Below are 24,262 nucleotides of genomic sequence, written 5' to 3' on the forward strand. Positions count from 1 at the left end.
AAAAGGTCGATTACTTCATCAACTCCTTTACCATCAATCATCAACGCTCCTATAACAACTTTCTCTAAATCAACAGCTTGTGGCGGTATTTTACCTTTCTCAAGCGTAACGACAGAGGTGTTTCCTGTTACTATATTAGGGCGTTGTTGTACTTTTTCCATAGAGTTCAAAAATAGGGTTTTAATATTATCTTAACGTTGTCAGTTTATGATAAGGTAATGAACATTACCCTATAAAAACAAGTTTACAACCTGTTAATAACCATAAGTTTTTTGTGAATGATACTGACCATCACTACTAGCAAATCTACAAGTAGCCATCGTTTTAAATTAATAAAGTTGATAAGTACTTTAACGATCTAAAACTTAAAATTTAGGGGTTAAAAAAGCTACAAGTAGAATAGGTCTTTCTTGTAGCTTTTAATAGTTTTAAAAAGAGATGATTAGCCTTTAAAGACTCCCATATTACAATATTTATCCATACGTTTTTCTACCAGCTCTTCAGAAGAAAGGTCTTTAAGATCATCATATTGTCTTAAAATACAATCCTCAACTAATTTAAAAGTAGTCTCTCTATCTTTATGAGCACCACCTTCTGGTTCTCTTAAAATTTCATCTACTAATTTTAATTTTTTCATGTCTGTAGAAGTAAGCTTTAGAGCATCTGCAGCTTGCTCTTTATATTCCCAGCTTCTCCATAAGATGGATGAACAAGATTCTGGTGAAATAACAGAATACCAAGTATTTTCTAACATTACTACTCGATCTCCTACACCTATACCTAAAGCACCACCACTTGCTCCTTCTCCTATAATCATAACGATAATAGGCACTTTAAGACGAGTCATTTCAAGAATATTTCTGGCAATCGCTTCTCCTTGACCGCGTTCTTCTGCTTCAAGACCTGGATATGCTCCTGGTGTATCAATTAAGGCAACAACTGGCACTCCAAATTTCTCCGCGCTTTTCATTAAGCGTAATGCTTTGCGGTAACCTTCTGGATTTGCCATACCAAAGTTGCGGTACTGACGCGTCTTAGTATTAAATCCTTTTTGTTGACCTATAAACATGAAGCTTTGCTCACCTATTTTTCCTAGTCCACCTATCATCGCTTTGTCATCTTTAACATTGCGATCACCATGTAGTTCTAACCAGGTATCACCACATATAGCTTTAATATAATCTAAAGTATAAGGACGACTGGGATGACGTGACATTTGTACACGTTGCCATGCTGTTAAATTTGCGTATATATCTTTACGAGTAGCTTTTAATTTTTTCTCTATTTGCTTGATAGTAGCGCTTACGTCTACATCACTTTCTTCACCTAAGGTAATAGTTTGCTGGTACTTTTCTTCCAGCTCCTTGATCGGTAATTCAAATTCTAAATACTCCATATAAGGGAATTCAATTTTTGGGTGGAACAAATATAGTAATACAAGTTGAAGTATAAGTAAAATTGAATTTGAAGTTGTGAACGAGAATAGAAAAGTAATTACAAAATCTAAATTTTTAAATATGTGGCGATCGCTACTGTCCTGAAGTCATTAGTTTAGCAAAAAATGAATCTGAACTACTACTGCGCTAAGCGACTGAGATCACTTCTTAGCAAGTCGCGTTTTAAGTATACCGTTTGTAATAATTACTAGAACAATAACAACAGCTCCTATATAAAATTCTGGTGTCATTTCTTCTGCATCGCCTAAAATTAAATAAGCTAAGAAAATACCATAAACCGGCTCCAAATTAATAGTTAACATCACCGTATAGGCACTTAAAAACTTCATCACTTTTACACTTGCAATAAAAGCGTAGGCTGTACAAACAGATGCTAGTATCCCTAACAATAACCAGTCCATTGAAGATAGTTGCGATGGCATGACAAATTCAACAGGAAGAAATAAGAAGAATAGAGAAAGTAAAGCTACACCACTTAACAGCTCATAAAAAGATATTAAGGAAGGAGGATTCTCTTTGGCCCATTTCACGTTCATAATAGAGAATATCGCACTTAATAGTGCACTGATCAAACCTAAGATCATACCTGTCACATATTCGGTTTCAATCTGGAAAATATAATATAAAGCTCCTATTATGATAACACCAAAAATAAGCTCATACCAGACAAATTTCTTGGAAGTAAAAATGGGTTCTAATAAGGCTGTAAAGAAGGATCCCATACTCAACATAGCAAGTGTTACAGAAACGTTAGATTCTTTTATAGCTCCAAAAAAGGTCACCCAATGCAATGCAATCACAACTCCAGCAAGTAAGAAGGCTAGAATACGCTTTCGCGAAAGCGCACCTTTACCAAATAATTGAAAAGGAATTTTCTTCCATTTCATATATATAAATATGAGTACCACGGCTATACTCATGCGCCACCAAACTAGGGGAATAGAATCGATGCTAATTAATGCACCTAGTACAGCAGTAAAACCCCAAATAAATACAATAAAATGTAAATGAAGGTAATTAAGTAATTTATCGTCTCGCATTTTTCAAAAGGAAAATAGCCACTACAGCAAAGAAAATATTAGGGAACCACACGGCAATCCATGGGTTAAATGTACTTTTCTCGGCAATGGTACCAAAGACCTTATCTAGAAAAACATAGGTCATAGCGATTACAATTCCTATAGCGAGATTCATTCCCATACCACCACGTTTTTTTACTGATGATACTGCGACAGCTATTAATGTAAAAATGAAAGCACTTACTGGTATAGAGGTACGTTTATACTTTTCTACGTAATAGATATTCATATTTGCATTACCTCTCTTCTCTTCTAGCTCTATAAAATCATTTAATTCAGAGAATTGAAGTGTCTCTGCGATGTATTCTGATGGAGTAAGCTCATCAATATCAAAACTAAATAAGGTATCTTTCTTTTGTTCCTTTTCTATGATTTCTCCATCTTCTAGGATCGTACGTTTTTTATAACCGCTTAGTACATAGGTAGAATCCTCAAATTTGATTCGGTTTGCATAGATCTTGTACTTTAAAACATTTTCTTCAAAATGCTCTAAGGTAAAATCAAAACCGGTCTGGGAAGACTTTTGATAATTACTAACATAAATGTAGTCGTTATCATTGATTTGCCTAAAAACGTTAGTTGTATTAACGCCTCCACCACGTTTGAAATACTTATTCTGGAATTCGTTAAATCCAGCTGATGCATTAGGCACAAAAATAGCACTAAATATAAGTGCCGCCACACACACAATAGTAGCTCCTATTATATAAGGACGTAAAAATCTATTAAAAGACACACCAGAACTTAAAAAGGCTATCACCTCAGTATTCATGGCAAGCTTTGATGTAAAAAACATCGTAGAAATAAATAAAAACAGCGGAAATAAAAAATTAGAAAAATACACTGTAAAGTCTACCAAGTAAAGGAGCACCTCACCAGCGGGAACATCCTTTGAAATGATTTTACCGATTTTTTCGGCAATATGGACAGTTACCATGATAGGTAAAAACAAGGTGAGCAATAAAGCAAACGCACCTAGATATCGCTTTAATATGTATTTATCTAATATGCTTAACACTAGAGTCTGTTATCCATTTGTTTAACCATTTGATCCTTCCACGTTCTAAAATCTCCCGCGAGAATATGTTTACGTGCCTCTCTCATTAACCATAAATAAAACGAAAGATTGTGTATGGTACAAATTTGTCTACCTAGCATTTCATTAACCGTAAATAAATGACGCACATAGGCTTTAGTATAGGCAGTGTCTACCCAAGCATAATTTGCTGGGTCTAGAGGTGTGAAATCTTCAGCCCATTTAAGGTTTTTCATGTTCATGGTTCCATGAGCGGTAAAAATCATACCATTACGACCATTACGAGTAGGCATCACACAATCAAACATATCTACTCCTAAAGCAACATTTTCAAGCAGATTGATAGGAGTTCCTACGCCCATAAGGTAGCGTGGTTTTTCTTTAGGTAAAACTGCAGTCACCACCTCAGTCATCGCATACATTTCTTCGGCTGGTTCACCTACTGAGAGTCCGCCTATCGCGTTACCGAATTGATCTGTAGCAGCAATTGCTTCTGCACTTTGCTTTCTAAGGTCTTTATAAGTACTTCCTTGAACAATAGGAAAAAGAGTTTGTTTATGCCCGTATAAATCTGGAGAATTATCAAAATGAGTAATACATCTTTTTAACCATCGATGCGTCATGTGCATACTACGGCGTGCATAATTATAGTCACAAGGATAAGGAGTACATTCATCAAATGCCATGATAATATCTGCACCTATACTACGCTGGATATCCATCGCTCTTTCTGGCGTAAAAGTGTGGTAACTACCGTCTATATGAGATTTAAATTTTACACCTTCTTCCTTTATCTTTCTATTAGAACTTAAAGAGTAAACTTGGTAACCACCAGAATCTGTAAGGATAGGACGATCCCAATTCATAAACTTATGCAGTCCACCTGCTTTTTCTAAAATATCAGTTCCAGGCCTCAAGTATAAATGGTACGTATTCCCTAAAATTATATCAGGATTTACCTCTTGTTCTAACTCGCGTTGATGAACTCCTTTAACAGTACCTATGGTGCCTACTGGCATAAAAATAGGCGTCTCTATTTTTCCATGGTCAGTATGGATAACTCCAGCTCTAGCCTGACTCTGTGGATCGTTTTGTAATAAATCAAATTTCATGGATGGCAAAGATACTATTTGTAGTTAGGAGTTATGAGATATGAGTTAAGAGTTTTTAGTGTTTACCGCTTTCGCGAAAGCGAGTTAAAAACAATACTAGGTTCTAATTTATAGGCATATTTTAACTCTATTGTTCACAAAACACGGTATATCGTTAATAACTGACTGAGATAATTATTTAATGAGTTATTCAATAAGAGTATTTTTGAAAAGATCATTAAAAAACCCTAAAATGGCTGATACACAGCACTTAAAATATTTAGTAACGCAAGTAAGACGTGACATCGTTAGACAAGTTCACGCAGTAAGCAGTGGCCACCCTGGTGGATCACTAGGTTGCACAGAATTTCTAGTAACACTTTACAATGAAGTGATGGATCACGATCCTTCTTTTCAAATGGATGGTGTGAATGAAGATTTATTTTTCCTTTCAAACGGTCACATTTCTCCTGTATTCTACAGCGTTTTAGCAAGAGCTGGATACTTTCCAGTAGAAGAGTTAAGTACATTTAGAAAGTTAAACACTAGGCTACAAGGTCACCCTACTACTCATGAAGATCTTCCAGGAGTGCGCATTGCTAGTGGTTCTTTAGGTCAAGGAATGAGTGTAGCCATAGGAGCAGCAGCGACTAAAAAGTTAAACGGTGATGATAAAATGGTTTACACACTTCACGGTGATGGTGAGCTACAAGAAGGTCAGATATGGGAAGCCGCCATGTATGCAGCTGCAAACAAGGTAGATAATCTTATCGCTACAGTAGATGTAAATGGACAGCAAATAGACGGTAGTACTGATCAAGTCCTTGCTTTAGGAGATTTAAGTAATAAGTTCAAAGCTTTTGGCTGGGATGTGGTTACCATAGAAAAAGGAAATGATGTCGACGCTATAATCGATGGAATTAACGATGCCAAAACATTAAGCGGTAAGGAAAAACCTGTTTGTATTCTTCTACATACTGAAATGGGTAACGGAGTTGACTTCATGATGGGATCTCACGCATGGCATGGAATCGCTCCTAACGATGAGCAACTCGCTGATGCATTGAGCCAAAACCCAGAAACTTTAGGAGACTATTAATTAAAAAAACATCTGCCCAGCAGATTTTAGATATGAAAATTTACGAAAACACAGGAAATAAAGACACGAGATCAGGTTTTGGTGATGGCTTAACTGAACTAGGTCAAACTAATAAAGATGTAGTAGCGCTTTGTGCAGACCTTACTGGCTCTCTTAAAATGAATGCCTTTGCAAATAATCATCCAGACCGATTCTTTCAAGTAGGTATTGCAGAGGCTAACATGATGGGAATGGCTGCCGGAATGACTATAGGAGGAAAAATTCCTTTTACTGGTACGTTTGCTAACTTTTCTACAGGTCGTGTTTATGACCAGATAAGACAAAGCATCGCCTACTCTGATAAAAATGTGAAGATTTGTGCTTCTCACTCTGGATTAACTCTAGGTGAAGACGGCGCGACACACCAGATTCTTGAAGATATAGGGTTAATGAAAATGTTGCCTGGAATGACAGTAATTAACACCTGTGATTATAACCAGACTAAGGCAGCTACACTTGCAATAGCAAATCTTCATGGACCAGTTTACCTAAGATTCGGACGTCCAAAGGTGGCTAATTTCACACCAGAAAACGGAACCTTTGAAATAGGTAAAGCAGTGCTACTTCAAGAAGGAACAGACGTTACTATTGTAGCAACAGGACATTTAGTCTGGGAAGCTCTAGAAGCTGCCAAAGCTCTTAATGAAAAAGGCATCAGTGCAGAGGTGATCAATATTCACACGATCAAACCTCTAGATGAAGAAGCGATCATTAAATCGGTTCAAAAAACTGGTTGTATCGTCACTGCTGAAGAGCATAACTATCTAGGTGGTTTAGGTGAAAGTGTAGCGAGAACGCTTGCTCTTCACCATCCTACTGCTCAAGAATTTGTAGCGACTAATGATACCTTTGGAGAAAGTGGAACTCCAGCACAATTACTAGAAAAATACGGCCTTAATGCAGAAAATATTGCACTTAAAGCTGAAAAGGTGATCAAAAGAAAATAATTGATCCTACCTACTTTTTTAAAGTCCTCATCGATTGATGAGGACTTTTTTATGCATTCTTGACACCTAAAAGACAACTGAGGCAACAGATCAAATGAGTGTAAATCTACTGTTAGCGCTCGTTGTATTTAAAAGAGTGAATTAAACTTCCTATTCAGCTACAAAACAATTTATTGAGCATCAAAAAATCAAGCAGTAAAATTAAAATGATTAATAATCAATTTACATTGATCAGATTCCGCTTTCGCGAAAGCGAAATAACTTCTTAACTTTTAACCTACATTTATACCTACCTGATAATAAAACATTATGAGTCAACATAATTTAGAAATCATTATATCATTTCTCAATGAAATAGGGATAGAAGTAAAAGAAACTCCACTTTCTCAGGACACTTTTTTACCAGGTTTAAGCCTGTTAGGATGTAGTATTTTAATAGATTATGATCGACTTAAATTCCCTGGAGATTTACTGCATGAAGCTGGACATATTGCTGTTACCGAAGAAAGTAAACGAAAATTTATAGGTACAGAAAATATGAAAAAAGAATGGCCTACAGATGCTGATGAGATCACAGCTATATTATGGTCATTTGCAGCATGTAGACATTTAAATTTTGATCTTAAAATTGTTTTCCATGACGATGGGTATAAGAAGCAATCTCAGTGGCTCATTGATCAATTTGAAAACGAAAATTATCTGGGACTGCCTATGTTAGAATGGATGAACATGACAACAGCGGCTCAGTTTCCTTCAATGACAAAGTGGTTGCGTTAAGTCTAAAATAGGCACGACCTATTTTCAGTTCATTTCATACAAGACAGTAGTAATAACTCCTTTGTTATTTTGAAGTTGGGTTTGTGCAAGAAGTGTATGACTTTTAATTTTTAAATGAAATGGTGCGGCTAGAAGGTTTACACCACTATTTTTCTTAATTCTAATGCCTTGTCCTGATATGATATCTAAATTGGGAACAAAATCACCTGAAGGAACATGCTCTGTCAAAATAATATAATTGTAAGCGTATAGTTTCTTTACAATTTGTGCTATTTCATGATTTGACAAATGCTGTAAGACTTGTCTTAATATCACACCATCTGCATGAGGTAATTGATCTTTTGCTATATCTAGACATTGAAACGATACGTTACTTGCTTTAAACTGTTTCTTATTATGCTCTATAAGTTCTGGTACAATATCTATAGCAGTATAAGACTTACATAAGTGTGACAACTCCTTTCCTATATTAAAATCTCCACAGCCTAAGTCGCAAATATCGATAGGTTTATCTAGTGATTTTAAAAAACTTGATACACTATTCATGTAAGGTTTTACAATATGCAAACTATGAGAACCTGCGCCAGAATAAAATGAACCGCCATTATCACCCCATAGATTTAGTTCATAGATTTGCTGCATCGCTTGACGAGTAGGCCAAGGTTTTTTATTTTTTTTAATCTCAGTCATTAAATTGTTTCACACAAAACTTAGTATAAACGATCCATCTTTACAATTGCTTATATTAAGGATTGCCGGTTATCATTTACCGTTTACAAATTAAGCAGATATATATTACAACTAGCAACTTTTACTTACTTTAGCTTTTTAAATTTTTAATACTGCCACCATTAAACAGTTCATTAATACAATACATAGGAACAACAAAAGCTTGATGCTCTTCATCCTAATTACGGTGTGCTGTTATAATTTTTCTAAAGCACAAGATTCTATATCAAAACATTTTTTATCTAGTATAGGCTTACATATAGGTACTTCTTCACAAGATAGTTTTTTAGGTAATGATCCTGATTATTCTCACGATAACAAATTTATAAACATACAACTTACTCATATCGTAAAAACCAGCGGTAACTGGACTTTTGAATTACTCGCGCAGCCCACATATTACGAGACGACACATCAATTGCTCAATCGGTTTTATATAAAACCTGAGGATTTTGATAATTTTGAAGAATTAAGAGAACGCTTTTTACAGCCTAATGATTATCAAGAATACACCTTACATCTGGGTTTACAAACAAGGTATCATATAACTCAAAACTGGAGTATGTATGCAATAGGCGCGGTAGGTCCACAAATTTCTACTGAAAGTACAGAAAGGCTTAGAAAAGGATTTACCTTTTCTGACGTGATAGGTTTAGGGACTTCTTATCGTTATAAAAATTTGCGCTGGGACTTGAAAGCTTCCTTAAGACACACTTCAAACGCCCAACTAGCAAAGCCCAATTCTGGCCACAATAGCTTTTCTATAGAAACAGGCGTGTCTTTTCTTTTTAACAACTAAGCAATCCAGATATATTTTATTATTGATTATTTAAATCTCAAACAACTGATAATCGTACATTTGAAAACAACCTATCTTTATGAAAACATTTTTTACCTGCACTTTATTTATGTGTTTTTTATTTCAAGTGAATCAATCGCATTCACAAAATGATGTAGAAAACGTCTTATCAGATATCTTATTTATCCTTGATGGATTTAATGAACCTGCTACAGAAGCAAGTGTGATGCAAACAGGAGCCGGATGGTTTCATACTGCAAAATCTCTCGATAAATTTAAAATTAATGTTTCTCTAGGAATAAGTGGTTTGCCTTTTCCTAATAGTAAAAAGAATTTTACCGTTAGAGATGCTGACTTTATTAATGTAGATATCAGAGAAGGAAATGACGCTAGTATTCCTACCACTTTGGGTGGACGAGGATTGGACTTTTTTGACTTTACGATTGAAGGTGAAACCTATGAATTTCAAGCTTTCTCAGGACTAGACACAGATTTTTTTGCATTACCTTATATACAAAGTCAGGTAGGATTATGGAAAGAAACAGAAGTCACGATAAGATTAGTGCCACAAATAAAATTCGACAATTCTTATTATGCCGTTTATGGCTTAGGGCTTAAACACAATTTATCTCAATACGTATTTAGAGAGAATCGACCAGTAGACATTGCGCTCTATGCAAATTATAATCTAACCGATTTAAATTTAGAGTACGATGAGCCACTGGATCTCGCTCCTACTGACGGCGGTGAAAACCTAGCTACCATTACTGGATCTCTGATAGACTTTCATTCCATTAATACTGGCATCGTGGTGAGCAAGGATTTTAACAAATGGACATTATCAAGTGCTTTAAATTATAATACCAGCTGGGTAGATTACAGTCTTACAGGAGAACGTGATTTTTTCTTTGATTTATTTAATGATGTACTTACTACTCTTAGTGAAACAAGACATTCTTTTAAATTAGACCTAGGTGCTGCATATCAAGCGACTCCTAGATGGAATATTAATTCTCAGGTAAGTGCTGGACAATTTATTAATATAAACGTTAGTGGAGTCTACAATATTAATTAAGTCTATTAATTACTCGTATTCCGCTTTCGCGAAAGCGAGACAAGAACCAATATTCAGCTATAATTGAAATTTATAAATTGATTAAAAAATATTTTAAGACATAAAAAATCCCCATCATTACTGATGGGGATTTTTATTTGCGAGAGGTTGTTACACCAAATTATTTTACTTTGTTTACTACTGCTTCAAAAGCTTCTGGGTGATTCATTGCAAGATCTGCAAGAACTTTACGATTTAACTCGATGTTGTTCTTCTTCACTGCTCCCATAAACTGTGAGTAGCTCATTCCATGCATACGAGCACCAGCGTTAATACGCGTGATCCATAATCTACGGAATGTTCTTTTCTTATTTCTTCTATCACGGTAAGAGTAAGACATTGCTTTCTCTACTGCGTTCTTTGCTACTGTCCATACGTTTTTACGACGTCCGAAGTAACCTTTTGCCTGCTTGAGGACTTTTTTTCTGCGAGCTCTACGAGCTACGGCGTTTACTGATCTAGGCATAATTTTAATTTTTTAACAGCAGGCGATCCATTTCTAGATACTTTTATTGTGCGCTACTATTGGGTTATTGTGATAATTAATAAACCATCAAGGTTTACACGTATCCTTATTTAAGGTTTAACTGTAACTTGATATTAGGCTCGTCTGCTTTGTGCACTAATGTAGAGTGCGTTAAAGCAAGCTTACGTTTCTTACTTTTCTTAGTCAGGATGTGACTTTTAAAAGCGTGTTTTCTTTTGATCTTTCCAGAGCCAGTAAGCTTAAAACGCTTCTTAGCACTAGATTTTGTTTTCATCTTAGGCATAATTTCCTTTTTTAAATTCTCGCAATCCTATTTAAAAGTGCTTTAATCGCTTGATTTACATTTAAATAACAACAACTTAAAGTAATGTTACCACTATTAAAATCAAGACATAAAAAAACAGCCCTCAAATGAGGACTGCAAAAGTAATTTTTTTCTCTGTAAAGACCTCACATAAATGTGAAAATCTCAACAAACTAATTATTTTTTCTTAGGCGCGATAAACATATTCATACGCTTACCTTCCATTTTAGGCATTTGTTCTACTTTACCTAGTTCTTCTAGATCTTGAGCAAGTCTTAAAAGTAAAATCTCACCTTGATCTTTATAGATGATAGAACGTCCTTTAAAAAATACATAAGCTTTTAACTTAGCTCCTTCTTTCAAGAACTTCTCAGCATGTTTTCTTTTAAATTCGTAATCGTGATCGTCAGTATTAGGACCAAAACGAATTTCCTTAATTACTACCTTACTTGCATTTTGCTTGATAGCTTTCTCACGCTTCTTTTGCTCATAGACAAACTTTTTGTAGTCCATGATTTTTGCCACAGGTGGATCAGCATTAGGAGAGATCTCGACTAAGTCCAGTTCTTTCTCTTGTGCTTCTTTTAAGGCATCTCTAGTGTCCATTATGCGTGGCTCACCATCACCTACTAGTCTTACTTTTCTCGCACGTATCTTTTCATTGATAGCATGCTTGTCTTCTTTGATAATTCGAGCCGGACCACGGCTTCTGCGTCTACGTATTGCTATGACTTTATAATTTTAATTAAACTTCAAATGTTTTTATAGTTTCAGAGATTTCTTTTTTTACTATTTCAGTAAATGACTGTACTGACATAGTTCCTAAATCATCTCCTCCATGTTTTCTTACAGAAATAGTGCCATCTTTTTCTTCCTGCTCACCTACGATAAGCATGTATGGCAATTTATTCATCTCTGCCTCACGGATTTTTTTACCCATGGTTTCTGCACGATTGTCAACTATTGTGCGAATTTCGTTAATTTCTAGGGAATTTGCCACTTCTTTAGCATAATTTTCATATTTCTCACTGAGAGACAGAATAGTACATTGCTCTGGCATCAACCATAGCGGGAAATTACCGCCAGTATGCTCCAGTAAAATAGCTATAAATCGCTCCATAGAACCAAAAGGCGCTCTGTGAATCATGACAGGTCTATGCGACTCATTGTCAGCTCCTTTATACCATAAGTCAAAACGCTCTGGCAAATTGTAATCTACTTGAATAGTTCCTAGCTGCCAGCTTCTTCCTAATGCATCCTTCACCATGAAGTCTAATTTAGGACCATAAAAAGCAGCTTCACCTTCTTCTATTACATAATTAAGACCTTTATCCTTAGCAGCACTGATGATTGCATTCTCTGCGATTTCCCAGTTTGCCGTATCTCCTATATACTTCTCTGGTTTCTTAGGATCACGTACACTTACTTGAGCTGTAAAATTCTCAAAACCTAGTGATCCAAATACATAAAGCACCAAATCAATAACGGCTTTAAACTCAGCATCGAGCTGATCAGGCATACAGAAAATATGCGCATCATCTTGTGTAAAACCTCTTACACGAGTTAAACCGTGTAATTCACCACTTTGCTCATATCTATAAACGGTGCCAAATTCTGCAAATCGTTTAGGTAGATCTCTATAAGACCATTGTGCACTTTTATAAATTTCACAGTGATGTGGGCAGTTCATAGGTTTTAATAAAAATTCTTCATCTTCATTAGGAGTTTTTATAGGCTGGAAAGAGTCTGCTCCATACTTCTCGTAATGACCTGAGGTTACATATAATTCCTTAGAACCTATATGTGGACTCACTACCATTTCATAACCTGCTTTCTTCTGGGCCTTTTTAAGAAAATCTTCTAGTCGTTCTCTTAACGCAGCTCCTTTAGGTAGCCATAATGGTAAACCTTGACCTACACGTTGAGAAAAAGTAAATAACTGAAGTTCTTTACCTAGTTTTCTATGATCACGTTTTTTAGCCTCTTCCAGTAAGGCGAGATACTCTTTTAAATCTTTTTGTTTAGGAAAAGAGGTTCCATACATACGAGTCAACTGTGGATTATTCTCATCTCCACGCCAGTAGGCACCGGCGATACTCATAATCTTTACCGCTTTAATGATCCCTGTATTAGGAACATGCCCACCTCTACACAAGTCTGTAAAAGTATCATGATCACAAAAAGTAATCTCTCCATCAGTCAAGTTTTCTATAAGCTCAACTTTGTATGGATTGTTTTGATCTTTATAGAATTTTAAAGCATCTGCCTTAGACACACTACGCATCTTAAACTCATGTTTACCACGAGCAATTTCTAACATGCGTTCTTCTATTTTAGGAATATCACTTTCTGATATAGCGTGTTCTTTGAAATCAATATCGTAATAAAAACCATTATCGATTGCTGGTCCTATGGTGAGACTTACTCCAGGAAATAATTCCTCAATGGCTTGTGCCATTATATGAGAAGTAGAGTGCCAAAATGCCTCTTTCCCTTCAGGATTGTTGAACGTATAAAGTATTAAACTACCGTCCTCAGTAAGCGGTGTTTTAGTTTCTACTTTGATACCGTTAAAGCTAGCGCTTATGACATTGCGCGCGAGACCTTGTGAGATACTCATTGCAACATCCATAGGAGTTGTGCCGCTTTCCATTTCTTTAATACTGCCGTCTGGCAATGTAATATTTATCATAACTACAAAATATGAGCGGTAAAGGTAATGTCTTTATAGAAAATCACAATTAATTTTCTGCACAGTTTTAAAACTTATGGGATATAGAAGGCTAGAAATTTCATGCTTTGAAAAGATTAAGAATTAAATGTGTTGCAAAAATATAAATAGTAGTTCTTGTAAAGAGTTTTATAGCTGTTCCGCTTTCGCGAAAGCGAGATAAGCCACCATCTTCTCTTACTTATTGATACAATCGTTAAGATAATCCTACTTTGCGCTAGTAGTTATGTCAATAGCTTACCTTTGCAGCTTAATACAATACATGACATTTAAAGAATTAGGGTTAGTTGAACCCATCTTGCGAGCATTGCAAGACCAAGGATATGAACGTCCTACACCTATTCAAGCACAAGCCATTCCAGTTTTATTAGAAGGAAAAGATTTACTAGGCTGTGCACAGACTGGAACCGGTAAAACTGCCGCATTTTCCATTCCCATCGTTCAAGATTTATATAATCGCACACCACCTAAGGGTAAAAGACGCATAAAAACGTTAGTAGTTACTCCTACAAGAGAACTTGCTATACAAATAGGAGAAAATTTTACTGCATATACTAAGTATACTGATATTAAAAATACAGTCATATTTGGTGGAGTGAAGCAAACCTCACAGGTTTATTCCTTGCATCAAGGAGTTGATGTACTGGTTGCTACACCGGGAAGATTACTAGATTTAATCAACCAGCGTTATATAACGCTGGATCACATCGAGCATTTTGTTCTTGATGAAGCAGACCAGATGCTGGACATGGGCTTTATTCATGACATTAAGAAATTACTGAAGATTTTACCTCAAAAGAGACAGTCATTGTTCTTTAGTGCAACCATGCCTAGTGCAATCGTAAAGCTTTCTAATGAAATCTTAGGAAATCCCGCAAGAGTTACCATCGAACCAGAAAAAACGACTGCCGAAAAAGTAGAGCAGCGCATTTACCATGTGAATAAAAAGAACAAGACCAAACTCTTGATCGATTTATTGAGCAATGAGCTTAATGACTCGACGCTTGTTTTTTCTAGAACTAAACATGGAGCTAATAAAATAGTTAAGGACCTGGACAAAGCTGGTATTAAAAGTGCCGCTATTCACGGTAACAAATCTCAAGCTGCAAGGCAAAGAGCTTTACAACAATTTAAAGATGGAGATCTTCAAGCGTTGATCGCTACAGATATTGCTGCGCGTGGGATAGATATTGATGAATTGAGCTACGTAGTAAATTATGACTTACCTAATGTACCAGAATCTTATGTACATAGAATAGGTAGAACTGGTAGAGCTGGCGCAAGCGGTCTTGCTGTTTCCTTTTGTATGCTAGAAGAGCGCCCTTTCTTAAAAGACATAGAAAAACTGATTAAGACTTCTATCCCTACGGTAGATGATCATGATTATGAATTCAAAATGGAAGATGCCGCAGAGCCTAGTCTTAAAAAAAAAGGTGGAGGCCGTGGTCGTTCTCAAGGAAGAAATAATAACCGACCAAAAAGTAAAAGTTCCTCTTCAAGAAGTGGAGGGAATCGCAACCGCAGCCGAAACTCTAGGTAGGTTCTACAACTAGAATAAAATTTAAAAGCTCTTTATGTAATGATAAAGGGCTTTTTTTATTTTAATGTTTCAACTTACATTCTGCAACTTGATTAGTTAGATCTTCCATGTTAGAAGTAAATTACTCTTTAGGATAATCGCTTTTCAAAAAGACTGTTTAAGGAAAGTTTCATTTGCTTCTCTCCTACTTTGGTAAAACCTTGATCTAAATAATATTGGCATAAACCTAAATTAGCGGCGTTGCAATCCAGCCTAATCAACGATATGTTGTTTTCTAAAGCTGATTTTTCAATTTGCTTAATGATATAGCTACCTATTTTAAGTCCTTTAAATTTTGGATGAGTCACTAATGAGTGAATATAGTGAGCTGACTCTTGTTGTTTGCCCCAGTACAGTAGATCTTCTGTGCAAAGTCGGTACATGCCTATTATCTCGTTATTGAAAGTGATGAAATAGAACTCACCATTGATAAATCCTTCTCTCGCCCATTCCAGTCGTTCCTTAGGTGGATCAAGCCAATAATCCCACTGGTCAATACCGCGATCTTTTAAAGTTTGAGCGGCAGTCTTTAGTAAATGAAGAATTTGATTAAAGTCATTGCTGCCTGCTTTTTTGATAATGATCTGATGATGTTTAAATTTCATAACGTTTTGAAGGTATACTTTTGCGCTACGTATTTGCAAAAAAGTCATTTGATAGCCTATTATTAAACTAACGATTAAGAATAATCACCAAAGCATTACAGATTATCTGAATTTCATTCTTCATTCTTATCAAGAATTGTCAGTTTTGCTGCGGCAGAAGAAGACCTCCAAAAATCTAATTGATTTTCAAATTGATAACCGCTAGCTCTAAAAGTCATTTTATAATTTTTACTGTAAATAATTAAATCCATAGGATCAATCCGGTAGAATCTATAAGGGAATAGGTAACGCGCATACCGCAAAGACAAACCTATTTTATGAAAAACACCACCTAGTGAAAATGTACTTAAATGATTAATTTCATCTCCTTTTATCAACTGAATTTTTGAAATCTCGTTAAGTGGTAAAGCCACCATCATTTGCACATTTGAATTGTAAGACCTCAGCAAAATCCCGTTTACTCTATTTTCAAAACTGCATTTAGAATTAATCGATAGCGCTTTTTCTGGATTTTTATAATTAGTAATGGATTTTAAAAATAGTCCAGAAGAACCAGAGGCTTTCATTTTTCTTAAATTAAAAGGAATAGCGCTTCCTACAACTTTGCGCAGTTCATGTTCTTGAGCTTCTCGTGCGTTTAAAATCAACTTTACTTTTTATGTAACTCTCTAATATCTCAAATATAAGAGAATGTGATTTACAAAATCAATCAAGATTAATTTCATTTTCAATAGTTACTCTATTTTTAACAAGATGTGCTCCATCGTTTAATTCTGCTACAAACTTTATCAGTTCTTCTCTAAGCCTGCAATGTAAATCCCAGGCTGTAGTGGCGTCTTTTGCACTACATAATGCCCGTATGCCTATAGCTTTCTCTGTCACCTCTGTGACTTGAACTACAGGAGGATTTTCTTCGTCATAGTCGTCCGAAGCTTTAAGAAGCTCACTAAACTTTTCTCTTACCAAGTTGACGTCAGTTTTATAATCTGCATAGATAGTAATAGGTCTTAGTTGATGCGCATTAGTCATAGACCAATTCTGAAACGGTTTAGATATCAAATCTTTCAATGGCACAACTAAGCGACGTGAATCCCATGTTCTTACTACCATGTAGGTAAAACGTATATCTTCAACGTAGCCCCATTCATCATGTATATAAAGAGTATCTCCTATTTTGGCCGGTCTTGTTAAGGCAATTTGAATTCCAGCAATAATATTTCCTAATGTATTTTGTGCAGCTACACCTAGAATTATCGTTATTAAACCAGCAGAAGCTAAAAGTGAAATTCCCAATTTCTCTAAGGATCTAAATTGTGACAGAATAACAGAAATGGCAACAATTATAATGACCACAGTTAATATCCTTCTCGCAACTGATATATAAGTCATCATCATTCTAGCATGAGAATTTTCCTCTATTGAAGAGTCCCCTATTCTATGATCTGCGATATACGTCATAAACGCATCAATGAATTTCATTAAGAACCAGGCAATGCACGAGATGACTATCATTAGAAGGACTGCATAAATAGTACTTGCTAACTGTCCAGAAAAGGAAATAAGTTTATTAAGTGTAATATAGAAAAACAAAATTCCTAGGGCTAATCCAGCAGGTTTCGCCATTTTGTTAGCAATGGTTCTCATCCATGCTTTATCAGATTTGAGCAATAATTTTTTTGTGATATAACTAAATCCTTTGCCTAGATAATAAGCCACAAATAACAGGAACATAGTACCTACTACTTTCCACAATGGTAAACCTAAAACGGTAACACGAGCCCATTGAGGCATAATGCGATCTAATTTACGTGGTCCATAAACAGCATAAAGTGGCTCCACATTTTCTACCGTATTAGATGAAATCATCCAGAATGCTCCGTATTCATTCAGCTTTACGCGTTGTAATCGTAAAACCACATCTCTTCCATCAAGATCTACCTCACCAAAAACGACACTACGTCTAGGATTACCAGCTATCGCTCCATTTGTAGATGTGGTAATATCAACCTGACCATCAGGTCTATCTGAAATGTTATCCCAATCTATCCCTACGCGCTGATTGATAACAAAATATAACTTCTCTGCCAAAATTGCCGCTTCTTTAATGGTTACTTCCTTGGGAAAAAGGTTCAAATTAAGAGCATAAGCAGCATCCTCAAAATTCTCTTCTCGACAACTCAAAATAAAATGCTCTAGAGTTGATTGCGGAGATTGAAAATTAAGCCTACTAGGTGGCAAACCTATATTCTCATTTAATCGATCTAGAATGTAAAACGCTTTATTGTATTCACCTATCGGATTATTTTGATAGGTTCCTTTATTAGAAATCGTATCACTAAGTTTAGGAAAATTGTTATTGGTATTTTCTTGCGATTTTTTTTGTCCAGAAACTGACGAAAAAATGAATAATAAAAATATATAAACTATGGTGTAACGTTGATTGGAAGTCATAATTTGAAATTTACAACGATCAAGAAGTTTTTATTATTAGAGAACCGTTAAAAGTTATGAATCGATTAATGAGTTTAATTTTCGCTTTCGCGAAAGCGAACCCTATATCAAACTAGAAATAGTAAAAGAAACAATTGAATAAAATCCTATATATTCGCAGCATCATGAAAAACAATAGCACATATAACAACTCACGTCAGGAAGTGCCTTCTTGGACAGATCTAGGAGGATTTTTATTTTCCAGATCAGGTAGTTATCGATTTGTTTTTGAACCTTAGAACTATTTTAAAGAGGTAAAACATAAAGAAAAACGCTTGATCTTCTACATCAAGCGTTTTTTTTTGTGGTTTATTTTAATTTTTTTTCAAAATAAATATGAGCATAGAAATAAATGAGTCCATATCCTAGATCCATCACTATCAATACGATAGAAAAAGGGATCAATATCTGCAACTAGTGGACAGACCAACTTATGCTTAAATTTAAATACAACTAACTGATTTTCAAATAATTAATTTATTTTTTAATTTGGAAATTAAAAAAATAAGCCATTATATTTGCATCGCATTTGAGAACAAGTGCACCATTATTAATTAAAACAAGAAGTTGATGTTATACAATCAAATACATAAAGGAATCTCGTCTTTAGAAGATCAGTTTCCTACAGCTCTAGGGCTGGCACGACTTCGGCATTCTTTTTACTGAATAAACGCTATTCCATAAAATGAATCCGAAGCAAATGAAAAAAATAAAAAATCATGTTTCGGATTTTTTTATGCGATCAACTCAAAAAAAAATCACATAGAAAGATCCGTACTCAACATTGAGGTAAAATCTACCTCACTACAAAACAGTTATGGACAATATCACACATAATACCTATTTGATCAAGGCTTTAAACTGGTTCAATTGGGATTTAGAACAAACCGTAGAGTCGCTTAATTATGCGCTCGCTTATGATCCTGAAGATGCTTACACACTGTTTACCATGGCACGTTTACAAGCAGAGCATTTGAAGAATTATCCAGCAGCAAAAGATTTTTATGCGCAGGCTTTATCTAAAAATCTAGATCTAGTCACGGCTTATCCTGGCTACGTTAGGGTTCTTATTTTAAATGAAGAATATCATGAAGCATTGCGTTTGATTGATTTTGCTCTAGGAATTCAAGGAACGAATAAAGCTTTTTTATACATGCAATTAGGACAAGTTCTAGAACATCTAGGCAAGTACCGACTGGCTGTTAAAGTATTAGAGCAAGCCTTTTTGAGAGCGACTGATGAACTCAACGAGCAAATAGATCAAGAGATTTCTCGTGTAAAGGAAAAAATCAAGAGAGCTAAGGTCAATTCTAAAAAAACGAAGGGTAAAAAGAAAAGTAAAGACAAAAAGAAGAAGAAAAAATAGTAACGCTTTTTTTAAAATTTTTGAATCATTGAGACTCTTTTTACAAAAGAAAAGAGTCTTTTTTTTTACATAACAACTATTTCAATAAAATCCATTCTCCTTTGCATTCAACGCCCCACTTTTCAGCTTCAGCGTCTAGTTCAAAAATCCAATAATTCTGACCATGGCCGAAACCGGTTCCTATCATAACAGAATCAATAAAAATATGTATCGTAGAAAAACAAAGACATAGGATAATAAAGGTTTTGTAAATTATTTGAATCCACTTATGTCGATCAATTTTCTTTGTGACATTCGTTACTATGCTGTGCATCAATAATAAGGTAACACTCCATACGATTAGATTTACAATTACACCTGAAGCACTGTAAAAATAGGTCATAGAACTTCCTAGGGACTTTTGCTTAAAAACAAAAGGGCTTCCGTAATACGTAGGAAACAATTCTTCACCTATACAATCATATTCAATAGTAAATAGTATTGATAATACGAGACCTAGAGCGATATAGATGGAGATAATGTATTTCATATATTGGAAACATGCACTTATATGAAGAAAACTTCAGAAACCCTTTGGTAATTTACCTTTTCTGCGGTTTAGGAATGTGCTTACGTTTTCTTTTCTTCAAACCTATTTATTTGATCACAGGAAAGAAGCAAAAGAGTTTTAAATCTTATGCTAATGGCTTTCAGCAAATAGTTTACAATCTATTACTTAGCTTGTTTATAATTATGGCTGTTGTTTTCACTATTATAATCCAATCGGTTTATCAATAAACCAAGTTTACCTTAACACCTCGTGACCTTCCAGATTAGTAATTCCCCAATTTTCAAGTTCTTCTTCTGTCCATAGATCTGGAAAGAAGATGCGTTTTTGATATCTGGGATGCATATATTTTTGCCATTTGCTTCCACCTGTAGCTTCTGCTTCAGTACTGCCACTATTCAAATACTTTGCCGCAGCGTTAAAATGTGCCATTACCCAAAGTACATTTACCGTGTGATCATAATGTCTCATGGCATTACGTAATTTTAAATCTTTTTGATCTTCTGCGGGCAAGGATTTGAACTTCGTCCACAAATTACTGGTGTTGTAGGTTTTCATAAACACAATAAAATCATCCATATACTTGTCTTCAAATAACTGAAGAAGTGTCGATTTTTTACCTGTCTTGTGATCCTTACCTGCTGCCTGCCAGTACAAATGATCAAAGGCATGACTAAATGGTTTGTTACGATCTATCGTATCTCTAAAACGTACATCTATTAAGTTGATCAACTCTGTAGAAGCAAATTCTATCTTTCTATACTGTGCACTTTGAAAACCGCTGGCTGGCGTTAGTGTATCTCTAAATTTCATGTATTGCTCTACTTCCATTCCATCGCCCATAATTTGAAAAGAAGAAGAAAGCATATCAAAATAGCGGCTTATACGATCCAGTCGGTCTGCAAAAAATGCTGTTGTTAAATCAGGATGCGTAGCTATTTGATCGATTTCCCACAAGATCATCTTAAACAACAATTCGTTAATTTGATGGTACATGATAAATACCATCTCATCAGGCAAGTTAGTACGTTGCACTTGTAGATTGAGCAAGGCTTCTGGCTGGATGTAATCCCAGTAAGTGATAGGTTTAGAATGCAATAGACCACTTAAGTGGGTATTGACATCTTGACCTATAGAATCGTATTTATTTTTTAAATCGGTAAAAAGTTGGTCGTGTTTCATTATAGTTTTGGTGTGGCAAATGGACTGTATAGCAATTGATCATATGGAATGATCTATTGCAGCTTTTATCAAATTTTCATTTAATAGGAACTAAATTTACGAGAAATTGATGAATTTAAATTTTCTGCTATAGAAAACTAGCAATACAATAAAAGAATAGGCTACTTACTTTTATTCACCAGCTCCACTTTATCATCAGATATGGTGATAATTTTCTCTTTATATAGTTTACCTAGCGCTCTTTTGTAAGCTTTTTTACTCATCTCTAAATGATAACGTATATGATCTGCTGGGCTTTTATCGGTGAGTAGAAGGTAGCCATTTGGGCTTTCATGCAGTTCACTTAATACTCTATCTACATCTTTATCTATAACATTAAGAAAGCCTTGTGGCCTCAGAGAAACATCTATTAAACCATCTTCTCTTACGTTTTTTATATAACCAGCCACCTCTTCATCTACTTCTAGCTCTGTAAAGACTTCATCGTGATATAACAATCCTTCTACTCCATTTTCTATAAGTACGGTATAACCTAGAGGTGTTTCTCGTTCTATAATTAACTGTACTTTTTCTCCTACTTTTAAATCCATTGCTACTTACTTTATTAAAGTGACGTATTATCTACGGTTGCCAGTGTTATTATAATTCTTATCATGATACTGGTTTTGATTCCGCTTTCGCGAAAGCGATAAAAATTTCCAGCACCAAAATAAGGAACACTTATTTCTTTTACCAAATCAAATGGGAAATCTCTCAACTCTGACGGCACATCCTGCGACTTTTATATCAAAGATAATAACACGCCGGTTAGAAAACCCTTTTGGTGATTTAAACTTTAAACCAAATCGACTTAGTCAATAACTTTATTAAATATACCAGTTAACCATTCATTTACTTTACAATCTAAGATAAGGTGAATTCTAGGCTCTTCACTGTAATTATGAACCTCGTGTACTTTATGAAAATCGCAGTACCAGCACTCACCTGGCTGCATGAAAACTCTTTCTTTATCAATTATTAACTCAACATTTTTACTGGTTTTTATGGGAATATGAAGTCTTACCATTCCGTCTTTAAATCGATAACCATTATCTCGATGCGGCTGGATACTAGCTCCTGGATCGAGCACATGAATTCTAAAAGTCTCTACAGGACAATTAAATGTTTCAAAAACTGATAATAAGTAAGGGCATTTTTTAAGCGCTGCGTTAGGTAAGAAAACAGGCAGTCCATCAGCATCATTAATAGGCTCTATTAAATGAATAAGCCATAAGGTCTTTAATGTTACAGACGCATTATAGATATCGCGGTAATCTTCCTTTGAGAATTGAGAAAGTTCTTTTTTAATCAACTCTACATCAAATTTAAAAGGAAGTTTAATTGCGTTCATTAGGTTTAAGTTTACTCCTTTAATCCTTTTCAAAATTAAACTTTAATATTTAAGGAGAGTTTTGATTTATATGATTAATAAATGCTACACTTAGTTTTTTTTTAGGGACATTGACAAGCTAGCATCAATCAAAAGATATGAAAATTTAAAAAATCATAGTTCTAACACTTTTTCTAAATCAGGCTTTCACTCTTTTGTGAACTAAATAGATATACCACACATCTACTATAAAGGTAAGCCCACCGATGTAAGTGATGGAACTTATTTTACCGCCTAAACTATTGATACCTATAATTCCTACTAATATAGTTATAGCTAATGTACCAAGACACTTTGTGTAGGCTATGAGTAAAGTTTGCCCTAATAGATTTTTCCTTTTATAATACAGCGGAATAAAAAGAAGGGACATTAACAAATTACTCCAAAAAGCAGAATATACAGCTCCTAAAACTAGACCCTTTTCTTCACCTATCCAATATTGTAAAAGAAATGATACTAATATGATAAAAATAGAGCCTAAATAGAAAAGCAGCGGTTTTATTTTAAGATGACTATTACCATATTTGAAATATGTATACAATATCATCAAATCCATTACTACCCAAATTAAATTAATGGTATTTGCAATATGAAATCCTACCATTAGAAAACCTTGGACGGTGTTATACAGTTCCCAAGTTAAATTGAGAGAAAGTGCTAGAAAAGGCATGCCGTAGGTTTTTTGTTTTAAACCAACTCTAATAATGTCAAAATAGGCAATGGACCAAAATAAACCAGTCAATACTAGCAATAGCAATTTCAAACTCATATTCAATTAATCATTTATAGTATAAACGTATTTTTTTATGTTTAGGAAACAATATACTACAAAGGTAGCAAGTAATCAGTGTTGAAGTAGGCGCGCAAATACTTTATATTCTTTGGTTAGCTAATGATTCTACTACTTCTATATCAAACTCTACTATCATGTCTTGCTGAAATATTTGAAAATTAGTTTATAATAGAACTATAGATAAAATAAGACATATTATCATTTTCAAACATAGGTTTTATTTTCAGGCATACTAATACATTCAATTATGTCTTAGTTATATCTTTAAAATATATAGAACTACTTAATTTATTTAATTTCCTTATTTCTCAACTTTTATAAGTATAGTAATAACTTCAAAATTTACAATTAATTACAAACGTAAATAAACGTAAACAAACGTTTAAAATACTATTATGATTTGGATGCTGTCTCATATTTGCACCGTCATCAAAACAAAGGATGGCACTTAACTAATTTATAACCCATACAAACAAATTTATTATGAGTAATCTAAGCAACAAAGTACAGTTAATCGGTAACCTAGGACAAGATCCAGAAACTATTAATTTAAATGACGGTAAAACACTAGTGAAGTTCTCG

At 34.7% G+C, this 24,262-nt stretch carries 25 protein-coding genes and 2 pseudogenes; 8 read left to right on the forward strand and 19 right to left on the reverse strand.

The features are described 5' to 3' along the window. The 5 genes and pseudogenes from A9Q93_RS07135 to tgt all read right to left on the reverse strand — a co-directional run. Window positions 1–161, reverse strand: a pseudogene (locus tag A9Q93_RS07135) (replicative DNA helicase); the annotation flags it as partial. Window positions 162–442: 281 nt separating this feature from the next. Beyond that, window positions 443–1,396 carry an acetyl-CoA carboxylase carboxyltransferase subunit alpha gene (locus A9Q93_RS07140; RefSeq protein ID WP_303686698.1) on the reverse strand — a complete coding sequence of 318 codons (954 nt, stop codon included), beginning with the start codon at window positions 1,394–1,396 and terminating at the stop codon, window positions 443–445. A 201-nt stretch (window positions 1,397–1,597) separates the two neighbouring features. Then, window positions 1,598–2,497 carry a DMT family transporter gene (locus A9Q93_RS07145; RefSeq protein ID WP_303686699.1) on the reverse strand — a complete coding sequence of 300 codons (900 nt, stop codon included), beginning with the start codon at window positions 2,495–2,497 and terminating at the stop codon, window positions 1,598–1,600. Beyond that, entirely contained in the window at window positions 2,484–3,554 is a 1,071-nt protein-coding gene (locus tag A9Q93_RS07150) for an LptF/LptG family permease (protein ID WP_303686700.1), read from the reverse strand. The genes A9Q93_RS07145 and A9Q93_RS07150 overlap by 14 nt, the downstream gene beginning before the upstream one ends. Beyond that, window positions 3,554–4,684: a tRNA guanosine(34) transglycosylase Tgt gene (gene tgt, locus A9Q93_RS07155; protein WP_303686702.1), complete on the reverse strand. Its 1,131-nt coding sequence runs from the start codon at window positions 4,682–4,684 to the stop codon at window positions 3,554–3,556. The genes A9Q93_RS07150 and tgt overlap by 1 nt, the downstream gene beginning before the upstream one ends. Before the next feature lie 232 nt (window positions 4,685–4,916). On the opposite strand from tgt, the gene A9Q93_RS07160 reads away from it, so the two are divergent. The 3 genes from A9Q93_RS07160 (at window position 4,917) to A9Q93_RS07170 (ending at window position 7,525) form a co-directional block, all read left to right on the forward strand. Further along, entirely contained in the window at window positions 4,917–5,762 is an 846-nt protein-coding gene (locus A9Q93_RS07160; protein WP_303686703.1) for a transketolase, read from the forward strand. A gap of 32 nt (window positions 5,763–5,794) precedes the next feature. Beyond that, entirely contained in the window at window positions 5,795–6,748 is a 954-nt protein-coding gene (locus A9Q93_RS07165; protein ID WP_303686704.1) for a transketolase family protein, read from the forward strand. A 309-nt stretch (window positions 6,749–7,057) separates the two neighbouring features. Continuing rightward, entirely contained in the window at window positions 7,058–7,525 is a 468-nt protein-coding gene (locus tag A9Q93_RS07170) for a hypothetical protein (protein WP_303686705.1), read from the forward strand. A gap of 24 nt (window positions 7,526–7,549) precedes the next feature. Here the strand turns inward: A9Q93_RS07170 and A9Q93_RS07175 are convergent, their stop codons facing one another. Beyond that, window positions 7,550–8,215, reverse strand: a complete 666-nt coding sequence (locus A9Q93_RS07175; RefSeq protein ID WP_303686706.1) for a class I SAM-dependent methyltransferase — start codon at window positions 8,213–8,215, stop codon at window positions 7,550–7,552. Between the two features lie 205 nt (window positions 8,216–8,420). Here A9Q93_RS07175 and A9Q93_RS07180 point away from each other — a divergent pair, with 205 nt between their 5' ends. After that, entirely contained in the window at window positions 8,421–9,053 is a 633-nt protein-coding gene (locus A9Q93_RS07180; protein ID WP_303686707.1) for an acyloxyacyl hydrolase, read from the forward strand. A 79-nt stretch (window positions 9,054–9,132) separates the two neighbouring features. Then, window positions 9,133–10,128 (forward strand): DUF6588 family protein, encoded by a 996-nt coding sequence (locus A9Q93_RS07185; RefSeq protein ID WP_303686708.1) that lies wholly within the window; start codon window positions 9,133–9,135, stop codon window positions 10,126–10,128. A gap of 160 nt (window positions 10,129–10,288) precedes the next feature. Here the strand turns inward: A9Q93_RS07185 and rplT are convergent, their stop codons facing one another. From rplT to thrS, 4 genes are all read right to left on the reverse strand, one after another. Continuing rightward, window positions 10,289–10,633 (reverse strand): 50S ribosomal protein L20, encoded by a 345-nt coding sequence (rplT, locus tag A9Q93_RS07190; RefSeq protein ID WP_015360853.1) that lies wholly within the window; start codon window positions 10,631–10,633, stop codon window positions 10,289–10,291. 106 nt (window positions 10,634–10,739) lie between these two features. Next, entirely contained in the window at window positions 10,740–10,937 is a 198-nt protein-coding gene (gene rpmI, locus A9Q93_RS07195; protein ID WP_041566826.1) for a 50S ribosomal protein L35, read from the reverse strand. Between the two features lie 198 nt (window positions 10,938–11,135). Then, on the reverse strand, window positions 11,136–11,648 hold the full coding sequence (gene infC / locus A9Q93_RS07200) for a translation initiation factor IF-3 (protein ID WP_303686721.1): 513 nt from the start codon (window positions 11,646–11,648) through the stop codon (window positions 11,136–11,138). Between the two features lie 55 nt (window positions 11,649–11,703). Then, window positions 11,704–13,650 carry a threonine--tRNA ligase gene (thrS, locus tag A9Q93_RS07205; protein WP_303686709.1) on the reverse strand — a complete coding sequence of 649 codons (1,947 nt, stop codon included), beginning with the start codon at window positions 13,648–13,650 and terminating at the stop codon, window positions 11,704–11,706. A 301-nt stretch (window positions 13,651–13,951) separates the two neighbouring features. Here thrS and A9Q93_RS07210 point away from each other — a divergent pair, with 301 nt between their 5' ends. Continuing rightward, window positions 13,952–15,229 (forward strand): DEAD/DEAH box helicase, encoded by a 1,278-nt coding sequence (locus A9Q93_RS07210; RefSeq protein WP_303686710.1) that lies wholly within the window; start codon window positions 13,952–13,954, stop codon window positions 15,227–15,229. A gap of 128 nt (window positions 15,230–15,357) precedes the next feature. On the opposite strand, the gene A9Q93_RS07215 is transcribed toward A9Q93_RS07210, so the two are convergent. The 3 genes from A9Q93_RS07215 to A9Q93_RS07225 form a co-directional block, all read right to left on the reverse strand. After that, window positions 15,358–15,921: a GNAT family N-acetyltransferase gene (locus tag A9Q93_RS07215; RefSeq protein WP_303686711.1), complete on the reverse strand. Its 564-nt coding sequence runs from the start codon at window positions 15,919–15,921 to the stop codon at window positions 15,358–15,360. Window positions 15,922–15,986: 65 nt separating this feature from the next. Further along, on the reverse strand, window positions 15,987–16,520 hold the full coding sequence (locus A9Q93_RS07220) for a hypothetical protein (RefSeq protein WP_303686712.1): 534 nt from the start codon (window positions 16,518–16,520) through the stop codon (window positions 15,987–15,989). Window positions 16,521–16,578: 58 nt separating this feature from the next. Next, complete coding sequence (locus A9Q93_RS07225) at window positions 16,579–18,324, reverse strand: mechanosensitive ion channel family protein (RefSeq protein ID WP_303686713.1); 1,746 nt, start codon at window positions 18,322–18,324, stop codon at window positions 16,579–16,581. An 856-nt stretch (window positions 18,325–19,180) separates the two neighbouring features. On the opposite strand from A9Q93_RS07225, the gene A9Q93_RS07230 reads away from it, so the two are divergent. Continuing rightward, window positions 19,181–19,729 (forward strand): hypothetical protein, encoded by a 549-nt coding sequence (locus tag A9Q93_RS07230; RefSeq protein WP_303686714.1) that lies wholly within the window; start codon window positions 19,181–19,183, stop codon window positions 19,727–19,729. 76 nt (window positions 19,730–19,805) lie between these two features. On the opposite strand, the gene A9Q93_RS07235 is transcribed toward A9Q93_RS07230, so the two are convergent. From A9Q93_RS07235 to A9Q93_RS07260, 6 genes are all read right to left on the reverse strand, one after another. Next, window positions 19,806–20,258: a hypothetical protein gene (locus A9Q93_RS07235; RefSeq protein WP_303686715.1), complete on the reverse strand. Its 453-nt coding sequence runs from the start codon at window positions 20,256–20,258 to the stop codon at window positions 19,806–19,808. A gap of 255 nt (window positions 20,259–20,513) precedes the next feature. Next, entirely contained in the window at window positions 20,514–21,458 is a 945-nt protein-coding gene (locus A9Q93_RS07240) for a tryptophan 2,3-dioxygenase family protein (RefSeq protein WP_303686716.1), read from the reverse strand. A 161-nt stretch (window positions 21,459–21,619) separates the two neighbouring features. Further along, window positions 21,620–22,048 carry a DNA-binding protein gene (locus tag A9Q93_RS07245; RefSeq protein WP_303686717.1) on the reverse strand — a complete coding sequence of 143 codons (429 nt, stop codon included), beginning with the start codon at window positions 22,046–22,048 and terminating at the stop codon, window positions 21,620–21,622. Window positions 22,049–22,062: 14 nt separating this feature from the next. Beyond that, window positions 22,063–22,227: a hypothetical protein gene (locus tag A9Q93_RS07250; RefSeq protein ID WP_303686718.1), complete on the reverse strand. Its 165-nt coding sequence runs from the start codon at window positions 22,225–22,227 to the stop codon at window positions 22,063–22,065. Window positions 22,228–22,308: 81 nt separating this feature from the next. Continuing rightward, on the reverse strand, window positions 22,309–22,848 hold the full coding sequence (locus tag A9Q93_RS07255; RefSeq protein ID WP_303686719.1) for an aspartyl/asparaginyl beta-hydroxylase domain-containing protein: 540 nt from the start codon (window positions 22,846–22,848) through the stop codon (window positions 22,309–22,311). Window positions 22,849–23,026: 178 nt separating this feature from the next. After that, the gene (locus A9Q93_RS07260) at window positions 23,027–23,656 is read right to left on the reverse strand and encodes a hypothetical protein (protein WP_303686720.1); all 630 of its coding nucleotides are present in this window, start codon (window positions 23,654–23,656) and stop codon (window positions 23,027–23,029) included. 507 nt (window positions 23,657–24,163) lie between these two features. Here A9Q93_RS07260 and A9Q93_RS07265 point away from each other — a divergent pair. After that, a pseudogene (locus tag A9Q93_RS07265) lies at window positions 24,164–24,262 on the forward strand (single-stranded DNA-binding protein); the annotation flags it as partial.

It is taken from the genome of Nonlabens dokdonensis (assembly GCF_002162835.1).
GTDB classification, from domain to species: Bacteria; Bacteroidota; Bacteroidia; order Flavobacteriales; family Flavobacteriaceae; genus Nonlabens; species Nonlabens dokdonensis_B.

What these genes read in the sequence shown, in the direction of transcription:
- A9Q93_RS07140 (WP_303686698.1), bottom strand. Translation starts at nt 1,396, where the DNA reads ATGGAGTATTTAGAATTTGAATTACCGATCAAGGAGCTGGAAGAAAAG.
- A9Q93_RS07145 (WP_303686699.1), bottom strand. Translation starts at nt 2,497, where the DNA reads ATGCGAGACGATAAATTACTTAATTACCTTCATTTACATTTTATTGTA.
- tgt (WP_303686702.1), bottom strand. Translation starts at nt 4,684, where the DNA reads ATGAAATTTGATTTATTACAAAACGATCCACAGAGTCAGGCTAGAGCT.
- A9Q93_RS07160 (WP_303686703.1), top strand. Translation starts at nt 4,917, where the DNA reads ATGGCTGATACACAGCACTTAAAATATTTAGTAACGCAAGTAAGACGT.
- A9Q93_RS07165 (WP_303686704.1), top strand. Translation starts at nt 5,795, where the DNA reads ATGAAAATTTACGAAAACACAGGAAATAAAGACACGAGATCAGGTTTT.
- A9Q93_RS07170 (WP_303686705.1), top strand. Translation starts at nt 7,058, where the DNA reads ATGAGTCAACATAATTTAGAAATCATTATATCATTTCTCAATGAAATA.
- A9Q93_RS07175 (WP_303686706.1), bottom strand. Translation starts at nt 8,215, where the DNA reads ATGACTGAGATTAAAAAAAATAAAAAACCTTGGCCTACTCGTCAAGCG.
- A9Q93_RS07180 (WP_303686707.1), top strand. Translation starts at nt 8,421, where the DNA reads ATGCTCTTCATCCTAATTACGGTGTGCTGTTATAATTTTTCTAAAGCA.
- A9Q93_RS07185 (WP_303686708.1), top strand. Translation starts at nt 9,133, where the DNA reads ATGAAAACATTTTTTACCTGCACTTTATTTATGTGTTTTTTATTTCAA.
- rplT (WP_015360853.1), bottom strand. Translation starts at nt 10,633, where the DNA reads ATGCCTAGATCAGTAAACGCCGTAGCTCGTAGAGCTCGCAGAAAAAAA.
- rpmI (WP_041566826.1), bottom strand. Translation starts at nt 10,937, where the DNA reads ATGCCTAAGATGAAAACAAAATCTAGTGCTAAGAAGCGTTTTAAGCTT.
- thrS (WP_303686709.1), bottom strand. Translation starts at nt 13,650, where the DNA reads ATGATAAATATTACATTGCCAGACGGCAGTATTAAAGAAATGGAAAGC.
- A9Q93_RS07210 (WP_303686710.1), top strand. Translation starts at nt 13,952, where the DNA reads ATGACATTTAAAGAATTAGGGTTAGTTGAACCCATCTTGCGAGCATTG.
- A9Q93_RS07215 (WP_303686711.1), bottom strand. Translation starts at nt 15,921, where the DNA reads ATGACTTTTTTGCAAATACGTAGCGCAAAAGTATACCTTCAAAACGTT.
- A9Q93_RS07225 (WP_303686713.1), bottom strand. Translation starts at nt 18,324, where the DNA reads ATGACTTCCAATCAACGTTACACCATAGTTTATATATTTTTATTATTC.
- A9Q93_RS07230 (WP_303686714.1), top strand. Translation starts at nt 19,181, where the DNA reads ATGGACAATATCACACATAATACCTATTTGATCAAGGCTTTAAACTGG.
- A9Q93_RS07235 (WP_303686715.1), bottom strand. Translation starts at nt 20,258, where the DNA reads ATGAAATACATTATCTCCATCTATATCGCTCTAGGTCTCGTATTATCA.
- A9Q93_RS07240 (WP_303686716.1), bottom strand. Translation starts at nt 21,458, where the DNA reads ATGAAACACGACCAACTTTTTACCGATTTAAAAAATAAATACGATTCT.
- A9Q93_RS07245 (WP_303686717.1), bottom strand. Translation starts at nt 22,048, where the DNA reads ATGGATTTAAAAGTAGGAGAAAAAGTACAGTTAATTATAGAACGAGAA.
- A9Q93_RS07255 (WP_303686719.1), bottom strand. Translation starts at nt 22,848, where the DNA reads ATGAACGCAATTAAACTTCCTTTTAAATTTGATGTAGAGTTGATTAAA.
- A9Q93_RS07260 (WP_303686720.1), bottom strand. Translation starts at nt 23,656, where the DNA reads ATGAGTTTGAAATTGCTATTGCTAGTATTGACTGGTTTATTTTGGTCC.